General features: G+C 65.4%; 15 protein-coding genes and 1 pseudogene. 4 read left to right on the top strand and 12 right to left on the bottom strand.

What is annotated here, in order from left to right:
• The 7 genes from AUL36_RS06055 to AUL36_RS06085 form a co-directional block, all read right to left on the bottom strand.
• A partial coding sequence (locus AUL36_RS06055; protein WP_062218967.1) for an ABC transporter ATP-binding protein occupies nucleotides 1–545 on the bottom strand: 545 nt, incomplete at its 3' end.
• On the bottom strand, nucleotides 538–1257 hold the full coding sequence (locus tag AUL36_RS06060) for an ABC transporter ATP-binding protein (RefSeq protein ID WP_062218969.1): 720 nt from the start codon (nucleotides 1255–1257) through the stop codon (nucleotides 538–540). The genes AUL36_RS06060 and AUL36_RS06055, both read right to left, overlap by 8 nt.
• Nucleotides 1257–2336 carry a branched-chain amino acid ABC transporter permease gene (locus tag AUL36_RS06065; protein ID WP_062218971.1) on the bottom strand — a complete coding sequence of 360 codons (1080 nt, stop codon included), beginning with the start codon at nucleotides 2334–2336 and terminating at the stop codon, nucleotides 1257–1259. The genes AUL36_RS06060 and AUL36_RS06065 overlap by 1 nt, the downstream gene beginning before the upstream one ends.
• A gap of 3 nt (nucleotides 2337–2339) precedes the next feature.
• A complete protein-coding gene (locus AUL36_RS06070) occupies nucleotides 2340–3212 on the bottom strand; it encodes an ABC transporter permease subunit (RefSeq protein WP_062218973.1) in 873 nt (290 codons plus the stop codon).
• Between the two features lie 87 nt (nucleotides 3213–3299).
• On the bottom strand, nucleotides 3300–4535 hold the full coding sequence (locus AUL36_RS06075) for an urea ABC transporter substrate-binding protein (RefSeq protein WP_058598786.1): 1236 nt from the start codon (nucleotides 4533–4535) through the stop codon (nucleotides 3300–3302).
• Between the two features lie 24 nt (nucleotides 4536–4559).
• Nucleotides 4560–5207, bottom strand: a complete 648-nt coding sequence (locus AUL36_RS06080) for an ANTAR domain-containing response regulator (protein WP_192843794.1) — start codon at nucleotides 5205–5207, stop codon at nucleotides 4560–4562.
• A complete protein-coding gene (locus AUL36_RS06085; protein WP_062218975.1) occupies nucleotides 5204–6364 on the bottom strand; it encodes a transporter substrate-binding domain-containing protein in 1161 nt (386 codons plus the stop codon). The genes AUL36_RS06080 and AUL36_RS06085 overlap by 4 nt, the downstream gene beginning before the upstream one ends.
• A 478-nt stretch (nucleotides 6365–6842) precedes the next feature.
• Here AUL36_RS06085 and AUL36_RS24830 point away from each other — a divergent pair.
• Nucleotides 6843–7091: pseudogene (locus AUL36_RS24830) on the top strand (transposase); the annotation flags it as partial.
• A gap of 372 nt (nucleotides 7092–7463) precedes the next feature.
• On the opposite strand, the gene AUL36_RS06095 reads toward AUL36_RS24830, so the two are convergent.
• The 5 genes from AUL36_RS06095 to AUL36_RS06115 all read right to left on the bottom strand — a co-directional run bounded on the left by AUL36_RS06095 (nucleotide 7464) and on the right by AUL36_RS06115 (nucleotide 12782).
• Nucleotides 7464–8714, bottom strand: coding sequence for a Gfo/Idh/MocA family protein (locus tag AUL36_RS06095; RefSeq protein WP_374700741.1), 1251 nt, complete (start codon nucleotides 8712–8714; stop codon nucleotides 7464–7466).
• A gap of 67 nt (nucleotides 8715–8781) precedes the next feature.
• Entirely contained in the window at nucleotides 8782–9603 is an 822-nt protein-coding gene (locus tag AUL36_RS06100; RefSeq protein ID WP_062218979.1) for a sugar phosphate isomerase/epimerase family protein, read from the bottom strand.
• Nucleotides 9600–10769 (bottom strand): dihydrodipicolinate synthase family protein, encoded by a 1170-nt coding sequence (locus AUL36_RS06105; protein WP_062218981.1) that lies wholly within the window; start codon nucleotides 10767–10769, stop codon nucleotides 9600–9602. The genes AUL36_RS06100 and AUL36_RS06105 overlap by 4 nt, the downstream gene beginning before the upstream one ends.
• 10 nt (nucleotides 10770–10779) lie before the next feature.
• On the bottom strand, nucleotides 10780–11940 hold the full coding sequence (locus AUL36_RS06110; RefSeq protein ID WP_062218982.1) for a Gfo/Idh/MocA family protein: 1161 nt from the start codon (nucleotides 11938–11940) through the stop codon (nucleotides 10780–10782).
• Nucleotides 11941–12092: 152 nt separating this feature from the next.
• A complete protein-coding gene (locus AUL36_RS06115; protein WP_082655643.1) occupies nucleotides 12093–12782 on the bottom strand; it encodes a TetR/AcrR family transcriptional regulator in 690 nt (229 codons plus the stop codon).
• Between the two features lie 120 nt (nucleotides 12783–12902).
• Between AUL36_RS06115 and AUL36_RS06120 the strand changes: the two genes are divergently transcribed.
• The 3 genes from AUL36_RS06120 (at nucleotide 12903) to AUL36_RS06130 (ending at nucleotide 16008) form a co-directional block, all read left to right on the top strand.
• Nucleotides 12903–14186, top strand: coding sequence for an ABC transporter substrate-binding protein (locus AUL36_RS06120; RefSeq protein ID WP_062218983.1), 1284 nt, complete (start codon nucleotides 12903–12905; stop codon nucleotides 14184–14186).
• Between the two features lie 72 nt (nucleotides 14187–14258).
• Nucleotides 14259–15146, top strand: coding sequence for a carbohydrate ABC transporter permease (locus AUL36_RS06125; RefSeq protein WP_156418286.1), 888 nt, complete (start codon nucleotides 14259–14261; stop codon nucleotides 15144–15146).
• The gene (locus AUL36_RS06130) at nucleotides 15136–16008 is read left to right on the top strand and encodes a carbohydrate ABC transporter permease (RefSeq protein WP_062218985.1); all 873 of its coding nucleotides are present in this window, start codon (nucleotides 15136–15138) and stop codon (nucleotides 16006–16008) included. The genes AUL36_RS06125 and AUL36_RS06130 overlap by 11 nt, the downstream gene beginning before the upstream one ends.
• Nucleotides 16009–16018: the final 10 nt, after the last annotated feature.

Here is a 16018-nt window from a genome sequence, read left to right on the forward strand (position 1 = left end):
ACCATGATCCGGGCGATGTCCTGCACGATATTGGGCTGGATGCCCTCGGAGGGCTCGTCCAGCAGGATCAGCGCGGGCGCGCCCATGAGAACGCGGCCGATGGCGAGCTGCTGCTGCTGGCCGCCCGACATGGTGCCGGCGCGCTGGTGCCGCCGCTCGGCAAGGATCGGGAAGAACGAGAAGATCTGGTCGAGCCGGTCTTTGGGCGCGCGCTGGCCGGCGATGGATTCGCCCACCGCGAGATTTTCCAACACGCTCATGCGCGGAAAGACGTCGCGCCCCTGCGGGACATAGCCGACGCCGAGCCGGGCGCGCTTGTGGGCCGAGAGCGCGTCGATGGCTTGGCCGCGAAACACGACCGAGCCCTTGTCGGACGGGAGAAGCCCGATCAGGCTTTTCATCAGCGTCGACTTGCCGACGCCGTTGCGCCCGATCACGGCGACGATCTCGCCCTCGCGCACCTCCATGTCGACGCCCTGAAGCACGGGCTTGCCGCCATAGCCGGACCAGAGACCGACCGTGTTGAGGATCACCTCTCTACGCATGGACGTCTCCGAGATAGATGGCGGCCACGCGCTCGTCGGCGACGATCTCCTCGATCGAGCCCTGCGCAAAAATCTTGCCGAAGTGGAGGACGGTGACGGCCTGGGCGATCTGCCGCACGAAGGCCATGTCGTGCTCGACGGCGAGAACGCTGACGCCCTCGCGGTTCAGCGCCTGGACCATCTCGCCGGTGGCGAAGGTCTCGTCCGGCGTCATGCCGGCGGTCGGCTCGTCCAGAAGCAGGAGCCGGGGTTTGAGCGCGATCGCCATGCCGATCTCCAGCCATTGCTTCTGCCCGTGGCTGAGATTGCCGGCGAGCGTGCGCTCGGCATCCTTCAGCTTCAGGAACTCCAGAAGCCGGTCGATCTCCTCGGCGAGCGAGTGCGCGGCCTGATGGTGCTGGAGCGCGATCTGGAGGTTCTGGCGCACGGACAGCGCCTTGAAGATGCCCGGCACCTGGAACTTCACCGAGATGCCGCGCCGAATGCGCTGGAAGGGTTTTTCGCGGGTGATCTCCGCCCCTTCGAAGAGGATCGCGCCGCTGGTCGGCAGATGCTCGCCGAGGATCAGCCGGAAGAAGGTGCTCTTGCCCGCCCCGTTCGGGCCGATCAGGCAATGAATTTCGCCGGTCTTGAGCGTGAAATCCACGCCCCCGGTGACATGCAGGCCGCCGAACCACTTGTTGAGCGCGCGGGTTTCCAGGATCGCCGTCATCACACCGCCTCCCGTTCGCGCACCCGCCGACGCAGGCGGCCGGAGAGAAGCGTGCCGAGCCCGTAGACGAGGCCGTTCGGGGCGATCAGGACGGTGAGCACCAGAAGCAAGCCCATCACGACCAGCGCATATTGGCTGCCGTAGATCGTCAGCGCTTGGAAGCCGGCGAGCACCAGAAGCGTGCCGAGGAGCGTGGTGGTCAGGTCCGCGCGCCCGCCGACCGCGACCCAGACGATGGGCAGCGAGGCCGCCGTCATGCCCATGGAGGCGGGCGTGATGTAATTGCCCCAGGACGTGTAGAGGACGCCCGAGAGCCCGGCCAGCGCCGACCCGATGACGAAGGCGGCGAGCTGATAGCGGCGAATGTCGTAGCCGAGCATTTCGGCGCGCTGCGGGTTCTCGCGGATGGCGACGAGCACATTGCCGAAGCGCGAGTTCACGAGCATCCGCAAACCTAGATACACGACCACCAGAAGCGCCAGCGTGACATAGTAGAGCGGCACGTCCGGAAAGAGCGCGATGTCGCCGCCCGGCCAGGGGATGGTGAGCGAGGGCATTCCGCCCATGCCGTTGAACCCGTTGAGCCGCGCCGTGCCGACGCGCCATTCCGGCCCCGCCGTCTGCGACATGAAGCGCTCCAGAACCAGCGTCACCGACAGGGTGACGATGCCCAGAAACACGCCCGAGATGCGCCCGAAGAAGAGGAAATAGCCGAGAATGGCGGCGAGCAGGCCTGAGACCGCGACGGAGGCGAGAAGCGCGAACAGCGTCAGCCCATAGGCATCGCCGAAATTGATCGAGATGATGCCGTATGTATAGCCGGCGACGCCGAAGAAGGCGGTCTGGCCGAAGGAGAGCGCGCCGCCATAGCCCCAGATCAGGCTGAGCCCCATGGCCATGAAGGCCCAGTTGAAGAAATAGACATTGTTGCCGACATCGTATCCGTCCGCGAATTGCGGGTAGAGGCAGGCCGCGAGGAGGACGAGGGCGAAGGGCAGCCAGAATTTGCGCCCCTTGCCGAGCGTCTGCGGGCCTTCGATCAGGGCGAGCGGGCCGGGCCGCTTGGGTTTGGTGGCCATCGATCAGGCCCTTTCGCGCAGAATGAAGCCGGAAATGCCGCGCGGCAGCACACGAATCACCACGATGACGGCGACCAAGAGGCCGATCTGCCCGAAGAGCTGGCCCTGCCAGGAGGTGAGCGCGGCCTTGACGATGCCGAGGATCGCGGCGGCCGGGGCCGTGCCGAGGAAGACGTCCGCCCCGCCGACGACCACCGTCACGAAGGCTTCCACCACGAAGGCCGAGCCCATGGTCGGCACCAGGGTCATGGTCGGCGCATAAAGCCCGCCGGCCAGCCCCGCCAGCGCCGCGCCGAGGCCGAAGGTCAAGGCGTAGACGAGATTGGTGTTGACGCCGAGCGCTTCGGCGATGTGCGGCACTTGGATCGTGGCGCGGGCCAGCGTGCCGAAGCGGGTCTTGGTGAAGAGCAGCCAGAGACAGAGCAGAAGAAGCAGCGCCGCGCCGACCAGAACGAGGCGATAGACGGAATAGGTATAGGGGCCGACGGCGAAGGAGCCGAAGGGCGTGCCGGTGCCGGGCATGGAGGAGCCGAGCAGGATGAGCGTGCCTTGGGTGGCGATCATCGAGATGCCCCAGGTCGCGACGATCGTATCCAGCGGCCGGTCGTAGAGATGGCGGATGACGATACGCTCCAGCGCCATGCCGACAAGGCCCGAGACGAGCGCGCCCAGGAGAATGGCGAGCGGCAGCGGCAGGCCCATGCGCGCGGCGCTGGCCGACACATAGGCCCCGCAGAGGATGAACTCGCCATGGGCGAGATTGATGACGCCCATCATGCCGAAGATCACGGCGAGGCCGCAGGCGGAAAGAACCAGAAAGGCGAAGGCGTCGCCCGCTTGGTAGAGAAAGGTGAAGGCGCCGTAGAGGACGTCCATCGTGCCATCCGATGTCTGTGAGCCGTCGGGAGGAACCGGCCGGGCGTTTAAAGCCACCCGGCCGGCTTGGGTGTCACATGCGCGCCGTCAGCCCTTGGGCGGCGGGTTGGAGGGCGTATATTGCGCGCTCGGATCGTTCTTGGTCAGGTCGCAGCCGGCCTCGCCCAGCCAGTAGGGCTTGATGTCGTTCCAGACCTTCGGGAAGGAGATCGAGTGATCGTCGCCGACCTTGGCGAGATAGATCGTGTGGGACATGTGCTGGCTCTTGGGGTCGAGGCAGACCTTGCCCTCCGGCGCGTCGAAGCAGACATCGCCCTTGGCGATCTCGGCGCGCAGCGACTCCTTGTCAGTCTTGCCGCCGGCCCGCTCGATCATCGTCTTGTAGAGATAGGTGGCGGTGTAGGAGTTCTCCGCTTCCTGGTTGATATAGGGCTCGTCCGGGAACTTCTTGTGCCACTTCTCCACGAAAGCCTTGGAGGCGGGCGTGTCGACTTCCTCGATATAGTTCACCGTCGCATACATATTGGCGAGGGAAGGCGGCTTGAAGCGCTTGTGCTCGTAGCCCTGGCCGACATTGACCGAGGAGGCCATGGGTAGCGCGAGGTTGGCCGCGCCCGCCTGCTCGTAATAGGAGGCCTGCGCCGTGCCGACGAGCAGCGTCACCACGAAGTCGGGCTTGGCCGCCTGGATGTTCTGGATGGTCTGCGAGAACTGCGACACGCCAAGCGGGATGAACTCCTCGCCCACCATCTCGCCGCCATTCTCCTTGACGATATTGCGCACCCATTCAGCCGAGATCTGGCCGAAATTATAGTCGGCCGCGATCGTGTAGACCTTCTTGCCATAGGTCTGGAGCATATAGGGCAGGAGCGTCGAGAACTGCTGCTCGGGCACCGCCCCGGTCACGATCATATTGGCGTCGCAGACGCCGCCCTCGTACTGGTTGTTGTAGAAGGCGAGCGCGTCGAACTGGTTGACGATCGGCCGATAGGCTTCGCGCGAGGCGGAGGAGAAGCCGGCGAAGACCGCGTTCACCTTGTCGCGCTGGAGCACGCGGCGCATGAACTCCTGATAGCGCGTGTTGTCGGACTGCGTGTCGTAGACCACGAGTTCGAGCGGGCGACCGGCGATGCCGCCGGCGGCGTTTATCTCGTCGGTGGCGAGCTGGATGCCGTGCAGCTTGCCGATCGTCGCCACGGCGAAATCGCCGGACTGGTCCTCGAGCACGCCGAGCTTGATCGGGTCGGCCGCGAAGGCGGCACCGGACAATAGGAGGAGTGTTCCGAGCGCCGCGAGGGCGCCGGAGGATCGCTTCTTCATCATGTGTCTCCTGTAGGAGTGGGAGGATCAGTCCGCGGCGGCCCGCAGGGTCGGGCTCGCCGTATCGACATGCGACGATCCGGCCCGCTGGAGGGCCAGCCGTTCGCAATAGGTTTCCAGCCCGAGGCGCTCGCGCATCGCCTCACGCCGGATGATCTGGTAGGCCGTCTCGTCGTCGATGCCGCGCGCGGCCATGAGATCGACCACGGCGCGGATGACGTGCCGGCGCAGGCGGCGGCGCGCCTCCAGCTCGTCCACATCGGCCTGCAGCCGGGCGCGCCGCGCGTGCTCGTTGACGCCGAGATAAAGCGCCGAATAAACCGACCCGCCATAGACGGGCTTGGGCAGAAAGGCGGTCGCGCCCGCCGTCACCAGCGTGCGCAGGCGGCTCGGCGCTTCGACGCCCACCAGACCGATCACCGGGATCGCAGGCAGAACGGCTTCGGACGAGGAGGTCGCGCCCAGGTTCAGGTCGCCGTCGAGAAACAGAATGTCGCGCGCGGGGTCGGCACCCGCCCCTCCGAGGTCGAGGCCGCTCTCGCCGGCTTCAATCCCCTCGACGCCGAGCCCGAGCTTCTGAAGCGTGCCGGTCAGCGCTTCGATGGCGCGCGTGTCGCGGGAGGCGAGAAGGGCGCGGCGGTGGCTGAAGTTCTGGACGAGACGGGCGATGCTCATGACACGACCTTCAGCATGGGGCGCAGGATCGGCTGCTCGAGGGCCGCCGAGGACCGCACGAGATAGGGGTCCGGCCGCACGGGAGCCGGGGCTTCCACGAGAATGTCGAACTGCCCGTCCGCCCGCGAGCGGCCGATGCGCGGCGTCAGATAGGCGTGCAGCGTGCCCGGATCGATGGAGACGCGGCCCTGCGGGGCGTCCAGCGTCTGCCCGGCGACAAAGGCTTTGACACGCGAGATATCGTCCGTACCTGCGGCTGCCACGGATTTGGCCAGGAGCCGCACGGCGATATAGGCCGCCTCCGCCTCGCTGGACGCTGCCGGGCCTTGCGGAAACTGGCTGGTGTAATCGGCGACGAAGGCGCGGTTGGCCGCCGTCTGGACGCTGGCGAAATAGACGGACGAGGAGAGATGACCGTCGATCGCGCCAGCGCCGATCTCGACCAGTTCGGGCTCCGACAGGTTGCAGCTGGCGATCGGCATCGTCCGGATCTGGTCGATGCCGCGCGCGGCGCACTCGGCGCGCATCGCCCGGAAGAACGCGTAGGCCGATTGTCCGATCAGCGAGTTGAAGACGAAATCGGGTTTGGCGTCGAGAACGGCCGAGACGATATGGGCCATCTCGGTTTCGCCGACCGGCAGATAGCGCTCGGCCAGCACCGAGCCGCCGCGCTGCATCAGCTCGTCGCGCAGGACGCGGTTGCTTTCCCAGGCCCAGATATAGTTCGAGCCGATGCAGAAGGTGCGCTTGCCGTGCCGCGCGACCAGAAACTCCACCAGCGGCAGGATGTGATGGTTGGGCGCGGCCCCAGTATAGACGACGTTGTCCGAGCTTTCGAACCCCTCGTAATGGGTCGGATACCAGAGCAGCGCGTCGCGCTTCTCGAAAATCGGGATGACCTCCTTGCGCGAGGAGGAGGTGTAGCAGCCGACCACATGGCGGATGCCGCGCGACAGAAGCCGGTCCATAGCGGGGGCATAGGCGTCGAGACAGCTGCCGGGGTCGATCACGGTCGGCTCGATGCTGAGCGCCCCGCCCATCTCGGCATTGATCTGTCGGCAGGCCAGAAGCGCGCCGTTCTGCATCGTGCGCCCGACCGTTCCGTAGGAGCCGGTGGCGGAGAAAACGATGCCGATCGGTATGCGCAGAGATGTCATCAAACCGCCCAACGAACAAAACCCCTCAGCAAGAATTGCTGCGGGGCGAAACTGCCAAAACTCTATGGTCCATCGTCTGTCGCATTTTTGGGCATCCTTGCCCTGCGACTAAGGTTTAGGCTGACGTTTAAATTCGAATCTGTCAACCGTCTGCGCGAAGGTTTTCGCAACAGGATGTGAACCGGCTGACGAGTGGAGACCTGAGAGGATGACTGCATTGGGAGAGACGCGCCTGAGTCTCGCTGTCGCTCGGGCCCCTCGCGCCGCGCTCCGCAGGGCATCATCAAGCAAAAAGCCGCTGGAGCGCGGACCGCGCTTCCCCTTCTTGGCCGCGTGGTTGGGGCGAAATAGAGCAGCCTCACGGCGTTCGACGGCGCATCACCTCACCGGATCGATGGGCGACATGCTCATGCGCGGCGATACGATGGTCTGAGGGCCGAGACTGATCTGGGCTCCAACCAAAAGCAGCTCGACGGTCGTGTCGGGTGTCCCGAATGACGCCGGGTCCTATACCAATAGGCGCCGATCAGACGCGGTCTGCCCATCTGCTGAGCGGACCGGGATGCCGGCTCACAGCGGCGTGGACAAGCGATTGTTCGGGGATGCCATCCGGTGGATGGCAGGCAACATGCCCCGCTGGCGTGATCTGCCGAAAGTATTCGGCAAGAGGAGCGTTCACGCCAGGTTCCGAAGCTGGTCGCACGCCGATATAGGGGAAAGGCTATTCCGTCTCGTGACGGCGATCGTGCAGGGAGATGACGGCAAGCTTTATCTGGCGCTCGTCGTCCAGTTCGATCTGTTCGACGAGCACCCTCCGTCTCATCTGGGCTGATGCCCGCGCTGCTTTTCCCTGTCGATCTCGAACCCGAACCGGGTCGGGCCCGCACAAAGTCTTACGGATGATGGTGGACGGGTCCAGACCGTCCCGCATGGCGAGATCGGCCCGAGCTTCGGACATGCCGGCGAGGCGACGTCAGGCGCGGGATCGCCCCCATCTCTGCTCTGGTTCGGGCGGCGCTCATCGCCCGCCGCTCTTCTCTGGAACGAACCACCGAAGCGGGCTCGCTCCGGCGGTCAGGACCTCAGGCACGATAAGCCGTCAGCGCGCGATCTCCGGTGAGAGCGGCGTGATCGCGACCGCACCGCCCGCTCGCGAGCTTTCCAGCGCCGCGAGGCCGCAGAGAACCGACATGGCGCCCGCGCGAGAGCCGGCGCGCTGGCGCAGGCGGTCGTTGGAGCCCGGCTTGAAGATCATGTCGCGCATCCGATTGTCGCCGCCATAATGGCCGCCCGGCTCGTGCGGCACCCAGATGTGCTCCGTGCCCCCGCCGAAGCTCTTGATCACCACGATCTCGTCGGCGGGCGGCACGCTCCAGGGCTGGCGCTCGTATTGACGCAGCTCGATGCGCCCGCGATGGCCGTTGAAGGCGATATGATGCCCCTCGATCGGCATGTAGGTGTTGAGCGAATAGGAAACCTGAACCCCGCTGCGATAGAGGATCGAGGCCGTCATCGTATCGGGAATGTCGATGTCCTCGCGGAACACGCAGGCGTCGCGCACATAACCATCGACGCTGGAGGGCTCTTCGTAGAGCGTATCGAGGAACTTGTCGGCCGAGAGGTCGAAATAATAGTCGCATTCGCCCGTGTGCGGGCAGGTGCGGCAGCGCTCGCCCCGGAACGGGCCGTTGCGCCCGTAATGAAGCAGCTGGCCGAAGCCCTTCACCTCGACCGGATCGCTGTCGAGATACCAGTTCAACAGGTCGAAATGGTGGGTCGCCTTGTGGACGAAGAGCGAGCCCGAATGTTTCGTGAAGGCGTGCCAGCGGCGGAAATAGTCGGCTCCGTGCTGGTTATCGAGGTACCAGTGGAAGTCGACCGAGGTCACCTCCCCGATCGCGCCCTCCTCGATCAGCTCCTTGATGCGCGCGGAGGTCGGCGAGAAGCGATAGTTGAACGAGACATCCACGCGCCGCCCCGTGCGCGCCTCGGCCTCGCGGATGCGGGCGATCTTTTCGGGCGTCGTCGTCATCGGCTTTTCGCTGATGACATCCGCGCCGCTTTCGAGCGCGCGCACGATCAGGTCGTCATGCGTATCGTCGGGCGTGCAGACGATCACCAGCGAGGGGTTCAGCTCGGCGAGCATCGCGTCGAAATCGGCATAGAGCGGCGCGGTGGAGCCGATCATGGTGCGCGCCCGCTCCGCGCGCATCAGGTTGAGATCGCAGATGCCGACGAGTTCCACGAACTCGCTCCAGCCCGCCAGAAGCTCGCGCCCCCACATGGTCGTGCCGCGATTGCCGGTTCCCACCAGCGCGTAGCGGATGCGCTGTCTTGCTTGTTCCATCATTCCTCCCGACCCGCGAAAGCGCAGGCATATTCATACGGGCCAGGGGCGTCCCCTCCGGCCCTCGTCTTCAACACAACGCTTCGAACCGCTCGACGCAGGTCGCCAGAACCTCGTCGATCGGCCGCGCGCCCCAATCATGCGAGAAGATTTCGACCTCCTGCGGGCCGTGAAAGCCGGCCGCCTCGATCATCTGGCGGAAGGCCTTGAGATCGATCACCCCGTCGCCCATCATGCCGCGATCGTTGAGGATGTCCTTGGTCGGCACCAGCCAGTCGCAGATATGATGGGCGAGGATCTGTCCGTTTCGCCCGGCGCGGGCGATCTGCGCGGCGAGATCCGGGTCCCACCAGACATGATAAACGTCGATCGCGACGCCGACGCCCTCTCCCAATGTGTCGGCGAGGTCGAGTGCCTGGCCCAGCATATTGATGCAGGCGCGGTCGGCGGCATAGCAAGGGTGCAGCGGCTCGATGGCGAGCGGCACGCCGGCGGCTCGCGCATAGGGCAGAAGCTCGGCCATGCCGTCCGCCACCATGGCGCGCGCGCCCGGCAGATCGCGCGAGCCCGGTGGAAGACCGCCGACCACCATGACGAGACAGGCCGCGCCCAGCGCCGCCGCCTCGTCCACGGCGCGCCGGTTACTCTCGAAGGCGGCGCGCCGCCCGGCCTCGTCAAGGGCGGGGAAAAAGCCGCCCCGGCAATGGCCGGAAACACGCAGGCCGTTTTCGCTGATGATCCGCGCGGCCTCTGCAAGACCCGCCACTTCCACATGCTCGCGCCAAGGCGAAATAGCGGTGATGCCGTGGCGCAGGCACGCATCGACGATGGACCCAAAGGAGCCGCCCTGGCGCACGGTCGCGAAATTGATGGACAGGCCGGGGACGCTCATGGCGCGATCCCCCTCACGGCCAGGAACTGCCCCATGCGCCGCGCCGCCTCGTCCGGGTCGGCCAGCACATTGGCGCGGTCCGCGAGGCGGAACAGCTCGGCAAAATGCAGCGTGGAGCGCGCGCTTTCCTGTCCGCCGACCATGGTGAAATGATCCTGCAAGCCGTTGAGCCAGGCGAGGAACACGACGCCCGTCTTGTAGAAGCGCGTCGGCGCGCGGAAGATGTGGCGCGACAGCGCGACGGTCGGCTCCAGAATGTCGTGGAACTCGTTGGTGCTGCCGCGTTCCAGGCTGGCAAGCGCCGCCGACGCGGCCGGCGCGATGGCGTCGAAAATGCCGAGCAGGGCGTCGGAATGGCCCGCTTCGTCGCCCGCGATCAGCTCGGCATAGTTGAAATCGTCGCCCGTATACATGCGTACGCCCACCGGCAGGCGGCGGCGCATGGTGATCTCCTTTTCCTTGGAGAGAAGCGAAATCTTGATGCCGTCGATCTTGGCGGCATTCGCCTCGATCATCCGGAGGCAGGTGTCCATCGCCGTGTCGTGATCGGCCGCGCCCCAATAACCTGATAGCGCGGGGTCGAACATCTCGCCCAGCCAATGGATGATGACGGGCTGGTTCACGCCGGAGAGAACGCGGGCATAGACTTCGAGATAATCGTCCGGCCCCTTGGCGCTCGCCGCCAGCGCGCGGCTGGCCATGAGGATGACGCGCCCGCCCTCGCCTTCCACGAAGCCCACCTGTTCCGCATAGGCGGAGGCGATCCGATCCAGCGTCAGAGAGGGGTCTGGCGCCAGATGATCGGTGCCCGCGCCGCAAGCGATCAGCGCGTCGTCGCGCGAGCGCGCCTCGCGAAGCGAGCGGCGGATCAGCTCCTGCGCATCCCCCCAGCCGAGGCCCATGCCGCGCTGCGCCGTGTCCATGGCTTCGGCGACGCCGAGGCCGAGATCCCAGAGCCGATGGCGAAAGCGCAAGGTCGCGTCCCAGTCGATCGCCGGCTCCAACCAGGGATCGGACGGCACCAGCGGATCGGCCACGACATGGGCGGCGGCGTAGGCGACGCGGTTGAAATCCTCCGCGCGGCGGCGGGTGAGCGGAAGGGGCGTGCCGGTCAGCCGGTAGGTCTCAACACTGCGCCCTTCGGTCGGCAGTTGGAGCTGCGTCATCCCCTCGCCCTCACGCCGCCATCGACTGCCGGGTGAGCGCTGGCACGTCGAGCCAGCGCCGCTCGCGCCAGGACTGGAGCCCCAGTTCGGCGAGCTGCACGCCCTTCACGCCTTCCATCAACCCGTAGGGCCAGGGGCCGTCTTCCACGATATGACGGATGAACATCTCCCACTGCGCCTTGAAGCCGTTATCGTAGGCGATGTTATCGGGCACCTCGTCCCAGGTGCGCAGAAAGTCGATCGTCTGCGGCTGGTCCGGGTTCCAGACGGGTTTGGGCGTATTGACCCGGTGCTGCGTCCAGCATTTCGTCAGGCCGGCGACCGCCGAGCCATGGGTTCCGTCCACCTGGAAGGTCACGAGATCGTCGCGCCGCACGCGCACGGCCCAGGACGAGTTGATCTGCGCGATGACGCCGCCGGCCAGTTCGAAAGTCGCATAGGCCGCGTCGTCCGCATCGGCCTCGTAGGGCTGGCCGCGTTCGTCCACGCGGCGCGGTATGTGTGTCGCGCCGAGGCACGACACCGCCTGGACCTCACCGAAGAGATTGTCGAGCACGTAGCGCCAGTGGCAGAGCATATCGAGGATGATGCCGCCGCCATCCTTGGAGCGGTAGTTCCAGGACGGGCGCTGGGCCGGCTGCCAGTCGCCTTCGAAGACCCAATAGCCGAACTCGCCGCGCACCGAGAGAATCTGGCCGAAAAAGCCGGAGTCTTTGAGCATGGCCAGTTTGCGAAGGCCGGGCAGGAAAAGCTTATCCTGTACCACGCCGTGTTTCACGCCCGAGCGGGCGGCGAGCTCCGCCACTTCGATGGCCTCCGGCATCGTGTCGGAAATCGGCTTTTCGCAATAGACGTTCTTGCCGGCGCGGATCGCCTTGGCGAGCAGGCTCCCACGCATCTGCGTCGTGCCGGCGTCGAAGAAGAGCGTGTCGTCCGGGTTGGCGAGCGCGGCGTCCAGATCGGTGGTCCAGCGCTCGATGCCGTGGCGGCGGGCGATCTCCTCGATCCTGGCACCGTTGCGCCCCACCAGAATCGGGTCGAGCATCACCTTCTCGCCGGTCGAGAGCGTGACGCCTCCTTGCGCGCGGATGGCCACGACCGAGCGGACGAGATGCTGGTTATAGCCCATGCGGCCGGTGATGCCGTGCATGATGACGCCGATACGCTTCATCGAAAGTCCTCCCTCGCGGCCCTCCCGGCCGCCGGCCCGTCGCGCTGTCCCGAGCGCCGACTTGTAACCATCTGGTTATTTAGAGAGACGAGAGCCAAGCCTTGTCAACCGGCTTTCGACGCTGCCCCGCCGTTGTTGCGGCGCAACCAAGACTAGCGCCGGACGGTCGCGAGGACGGTCGTGACAATATGCTCGCCCCAGCGGTCCAACTCGGCCCGCGTCTGGAGATCCCGGCGGAAAACGGTCGAAAGCGTATAGCGATTGGACAGATAGAAGAAGCCGAGCGAGGCGATGGTGAGATAGACCGTGACGGGATCGAGGCCGGGCTTGAAGACACCCTTCTCTTCGCCGCGCCGCAGCACGTCGGAGAGTTCTCTCAGGAAGTTGGAGTGCATCTCGGCAATGCCCTCCGCTTGCCGGAGATAGCGTGCGTGGTTGAGATTCTCCGTGGCGAGAATACTCAGGAATTCAGGATGATCCTGATAGTAATGCCAGGTGAAGAGGGCGAGTTCGCCGAGGCCCTCCTCCGGCTCGCGGCGTGTGAGATCCAGGCGCCGCTCGGCTTGGCGGATATGGCGATAGGTGTCCTCGAGGACGGCCAGATAGAGCGCGTCCTTGTCCCCGAAATAGTGATAGATCATCCGCTTGTTGGTGCCGGCGCGACGCGCCACGACATCGACCCGCGCGCCCGCCAGCCCTTTTTCCGCGATTTCGCGGCGCGCCGCTTCGAGGATGGCGGCGCGCGTGCGCTCCGGGTTGCGGGTCGATCGTTCCGCGCCGGCGCGGGAGGGTGTCGGCACTTCGCCTTCAACTTCCTGGCGTCCGCTGAATGGTTCGTCCATCCGTCCTCCTGCTTGACAAGATTGCCGATCGGTGGTCAGCCTTGTAACCAAACGGTTATAAGTCGGCAATAGCATATGACCGACCCGCTTGGGAGAGCGGGTTTCTTCGGGAGGAATGCGATGACGTTTTCGGTGACGCGGCGGAGCCTTCTCCAAGGCGGCGCGGCCGCTCTGGCGCTCGGAACTCTGGGCGGCGGCATGGCCTTTGCGCAAGCGCAGCGCCTGCGCTTCCTCTGGTGGGGTAGCCAGGAGCGCGCCGATCGCACGCAGGCCGCCATCACGGCCTACAAGTCGGTCGCGCCCGATGTCGACATTGTCGGCGAGTTCGCGGGCTGGTCGGATTACTGGCCACGACTCGCCACGCAGGTCGCCGGTCGCAACGCCCCCGACCTGATCCAGATGGATTACCGCTACATCTTCGAATATGCCCGGCGCGGCGCGCTGAAGGATTTGAGCGGCGAGGTCGGCAAGGGCCTGAAGATCGAGGATTTCGGGCAGGCCAATATCGACGCCGGCAAGGTGGACGGCAAGCTCTACGGCGTCAATCTCGGCGTCAATTCCTCCGCCATGGTCTATGACGCGGCGGTCTGGGAAAAGGCCAAGACCGAGCCACCCAAGCCTGGCATCACCTGGGAAGAGCTGGCCGATCGCGGCGAGGCCTTCGCCAAGAACAAACCCCGGCCGGGCGTCTTCGCGCTGGCCGATGCGGGCGGTGTGGAGCCGAGCTTCGAGCTTTGGCTGCGCCAGAGCGGCAAGGCGCTCTACACGGCTGACGGCAAGCTCGGCTACGAGCCGGCGGATGCCGAAAAATGGTTCGCGATGTGGGAGGACATGCGCAAGCGCAAGGCCTGCGTACCCGCCGACATCCAGGCGCTCGACCAGCTCAATATCGAGACCAACGCCATCACCACCGGCAAGGCGGCCACCGCCTTCATGCATTCCAACCAGTTCGTCGGCTATCAGAAGCTGAACAAGGGCAAGCTGGCCCTCAATCCCTATCCGCTCCTGTCCGCCAGCGCCCCGTCCGGCCAGTATCTCAAGCCTTCCATGCTGCTCAGTCTTTCGACCAATGCGCCGGAAGCGGCCGTCGGCTTCGCCAACTTCCTGGTGGAGAACCCGGAAGGGGTGAAGGCGCTCGGCCTGGAGCGCGGCGTGCCCGCTTCCACGGCGATGCGCGAGATCCTCGTGCCGCAACTCTCCGAGGTCGAAAAAGCGATGGTGGATTACATCGCCCTCGTCACGCCCAATGTCGGCCCGCTGCCGCCCTCCCCGCCGCCGGGCGCGGGCGAAGTCGCCTTCGTGCAGAAGCGTATCAACGAGGAAGTCGGCTTCGGGCGCAAGACACCCAAGCAAGCCGGCGAAGACCTCGTGACCGAAGCGAGCGCCATTCTCAAGCGGGGCTGAGCCATGAGCCTGCACACCGAGGTCGCGGGACTGCCGAGCGCGAAAGCGCCGGTGGCCGCCGCGCCCGGCGCGATGAAGCGCTCGTGGGCGCGCAACGGGCCGGCCTATCTCTTTCTCCTGCCTTGGCTGATCGGCTTTTTCGGCCTGACGCTCGGGCCGGCCCTCGCCTCGCTCTATCTCTCCTTCACCGATTATGACCTGATCCGCTCGCCCAATTGGGTGGGCGCGGCCAATTACGTGCGCATCGCCACGGCCGATCCCAAATTCGCCTCGGCCATGACGGTGACGTTCTTTTATGTCGCGCTGTCGGTGCCGCTGAAGCTTGGCTTCGCGCTTCTGGTGGCGCTTGCCTTCAATCGCGGCTTGAAGGGCCTGCCGGTCTATCGCGCGATCTTCTACCTGCCCTCGCTGCTCGGCTCCTCGGTCGCCATCGCCGTTCTCTGGCGTCAGCTTTTCGCCTCCGACGGTCTCGTCAACATGGCGCTGTGGCAGCTCTTCGGGATCGAAGGCCCGAGTTGGATCTCGAACCCGGACTATTCGCTCTATACGCTGGTGGTGCTCGCCGTCTGGCAGTTCGGCTCGCCCATGATCATCTTCCTCGCCGGCCTGCGCCAGATCCCGACCGACATGTACGAAGCCGCCGAGATCGACGGCGCATCGAAGGCGCGGCAGTTCTTCCGCATCACCCTGCCGCTGCTGACGCCGGTGATCTTCTTCAACGCGGTGATCCAGACGATAGACGCCTTCAAGGCCTTCACGCCCGCCTTCATCATCTCGGAAGGCACGGGCGGACCGATCAACTCCACGCTCTTCTACACGCTCTATCTCTATCAGGAGGCCTTCGGGTTCTTGCGCATGGGCTATGCCTCGGCGCTGGCCTGGATCCTCGTCGTGATCGTCGCCGCCTTCACCGCCTTCTCCTTCCTGTCGGCTCGCTATTGGGTGCATTATGACGACTGAGGCCCTGCCCCCGCCCCGGCGCGCCGGGCACCGCTCGCCGGTGCGCTCAGGTCTGACCCATGCGGCGCTGATCGCCGCCTCGCTTCTGATGCTCTATCCCATCCTCTGGATGCTCTCGGGCTCGGTGCGCCCCTCAGAGGAAATCTTCGGCACGTCCTCGCTCATCCCCTCGTCGGTCGACTTCAGCGCCTATGTCCGGGGCTGGATGGGGCTTCAGGTAAGCTTCGGCAAGTTCTTCTGGAACTCGCTGGTGATCTCGGTCCTCTCGACCATCGGCAATGTGGTCGGCTGTTCGCTCGCCGCCTTCGCCTTCGCGCGGCTACGCTTTGCCGGGCGCAATTTCTGGTTCGCGCTGATGCTGGGCACCTTGATGCTGCCCTATCATGTCGTGCTCATCCCCCAGTACATCATGTTTCTGGAGATGGGCTGGGTGAACACGCCGCTGCCTCTGATCGTGCCGAAGTTCCTGGCGACCGACGCCTTCTTCATCTTCCTGATGGTGCAGTTCTTTCGCGGCATTCCGCGCGAGCTGGACGAAGCGGCGATCATGGACGGCTGCTCGCCCTGGCGCATCTACTTCAAGATCATGCTGCCCCTGTCGCTGCCCGTCCTGGCGACCGCCGCGATCTTCTCCTTCATCTGGACCTGGGACGATTTCTTCGGCCCGCTCATCTATCTCAACGACATCAACACCTACACGGTGCAGCTCGGCCTGCGCTCCTTCGTGGACTCCACGGGGTCTTCGGACTGGAGCTCGCTCTTCGCCATGTCGAACCTGTCCCTCGTGCCGGTCTTCCTGTTCTTCCTCTTCTTCCAGCGCCTGCTGATCGAGGGCATCGCCACCACCGGCATGAAGCGCTGAAGGGTTTCTC

This window comes from Aureimonas sp. D3 (assembly GCF_001463805.1).
Taxonomy (GTDB): domain Bacteria; phylum Pseudomonadota; class Alphaproteobacteria; order Rhizobiales; family Rhizobiaceae; genus Aureimonas; species Aureimonas ureilytica_A.

Coding starts and splice junctions, on each gene's coding strand:
- AUL36_RS06085 (WP_062218975.1), bottom strand. CDS start 6,364: ATGACATCTCTGCGCATACCGATCGGCATCGTTTTCTCCGCCACCGGC.
- AUL36_RS06080 (WP_192843794.1), bottom strand. CDS start 5,207: ATGAGCATCGCCCGTCTCGTCCAGAACTTCAGCCACCGCCGCGCCCTT.
- AUL36_RS06060 (WP_062218969.1), bottom strand. CDS start 1,257: ATGACGGCGATCCTGGAAACCCGCGCGCTCAACAAGTGGTTCGGCGGC.
- AUL36_RS06095 (WP_374700741.1), bottom strand. CDS start 8,714: ATGATGGAACAAGCAAGACAGCGCATCCGCTACGCGCTGGTGGGAACC.
- AUL36_RS06105 (WP_062218981.1), bottom strand. CDS start 10,769: ATGACGCAGCTCCAACTGCCGACCGAAGGGCGCAGTGTTGAGACCTAC.
- AUL36_RS06110 (WP_062218982.1), bottom strand. CDS start 11,940: ATGAAGCGTATCGGCGTCATCATGCACGGCATCACCGGCCGCATGGGC.
- AUL36_RS06100 (WP_062218979.1), bottom strand. CDS start 9,603: ATGAGCGTCCCCGGCCTGTCCATCAATTTCGCGACCGTGCGCCAGGGC.
- AUL36_RS06070 (WP_062218973.1), bottom strand. CDS start 3,212: ATGGACGTCCTCTACGGCGCCTTCACCTTTCTCTACCAAGCGGGCGAC.
- AUL36_RS06065 (WP_062218971.1), bottom strand. CDS start 2,336: ATGGCCACCAAACCCAAGCGGCCCGGCCCGCTCGCCCTGATCGAAGGC.
- AUL36_RS06120 (WP_062218983.1), top strand. CDS start 12,903: ATGACGTTTTCGGTGACGCGGCGGAGCCTTCTCCAAGGCGGCGCGGCC.
- AUL36_RS06125 (WP_156418286.1), top strand. CDS start 14,259: ATGAAGCGCTCGTGGGCGCGCAACGGGCCGGCCTATCTCTTTCTCCTG.
- AUL36_RS06115 (WP_082655643.1), bottom strand. CDS start 12,782: ATGGACGAACCATTCAGCGGACGCCAGGAAGTTGAAGGCGAAGTGCCG.
- AUL36_RS06075 (WP_058598786.1), bottom strand. CDS start 4,535: ATGATGAAGAAGCGATCCTCCGGCGCCCTCGCGGCGCTCGGAACACTC.
- AUL36_RS06130 (WP_062218985.1), top strand. CDS start 15,136: ATGACGACTGAGGCCCTGCCCCCGCCCCGGCGCGCCGGGCACCGCTCG.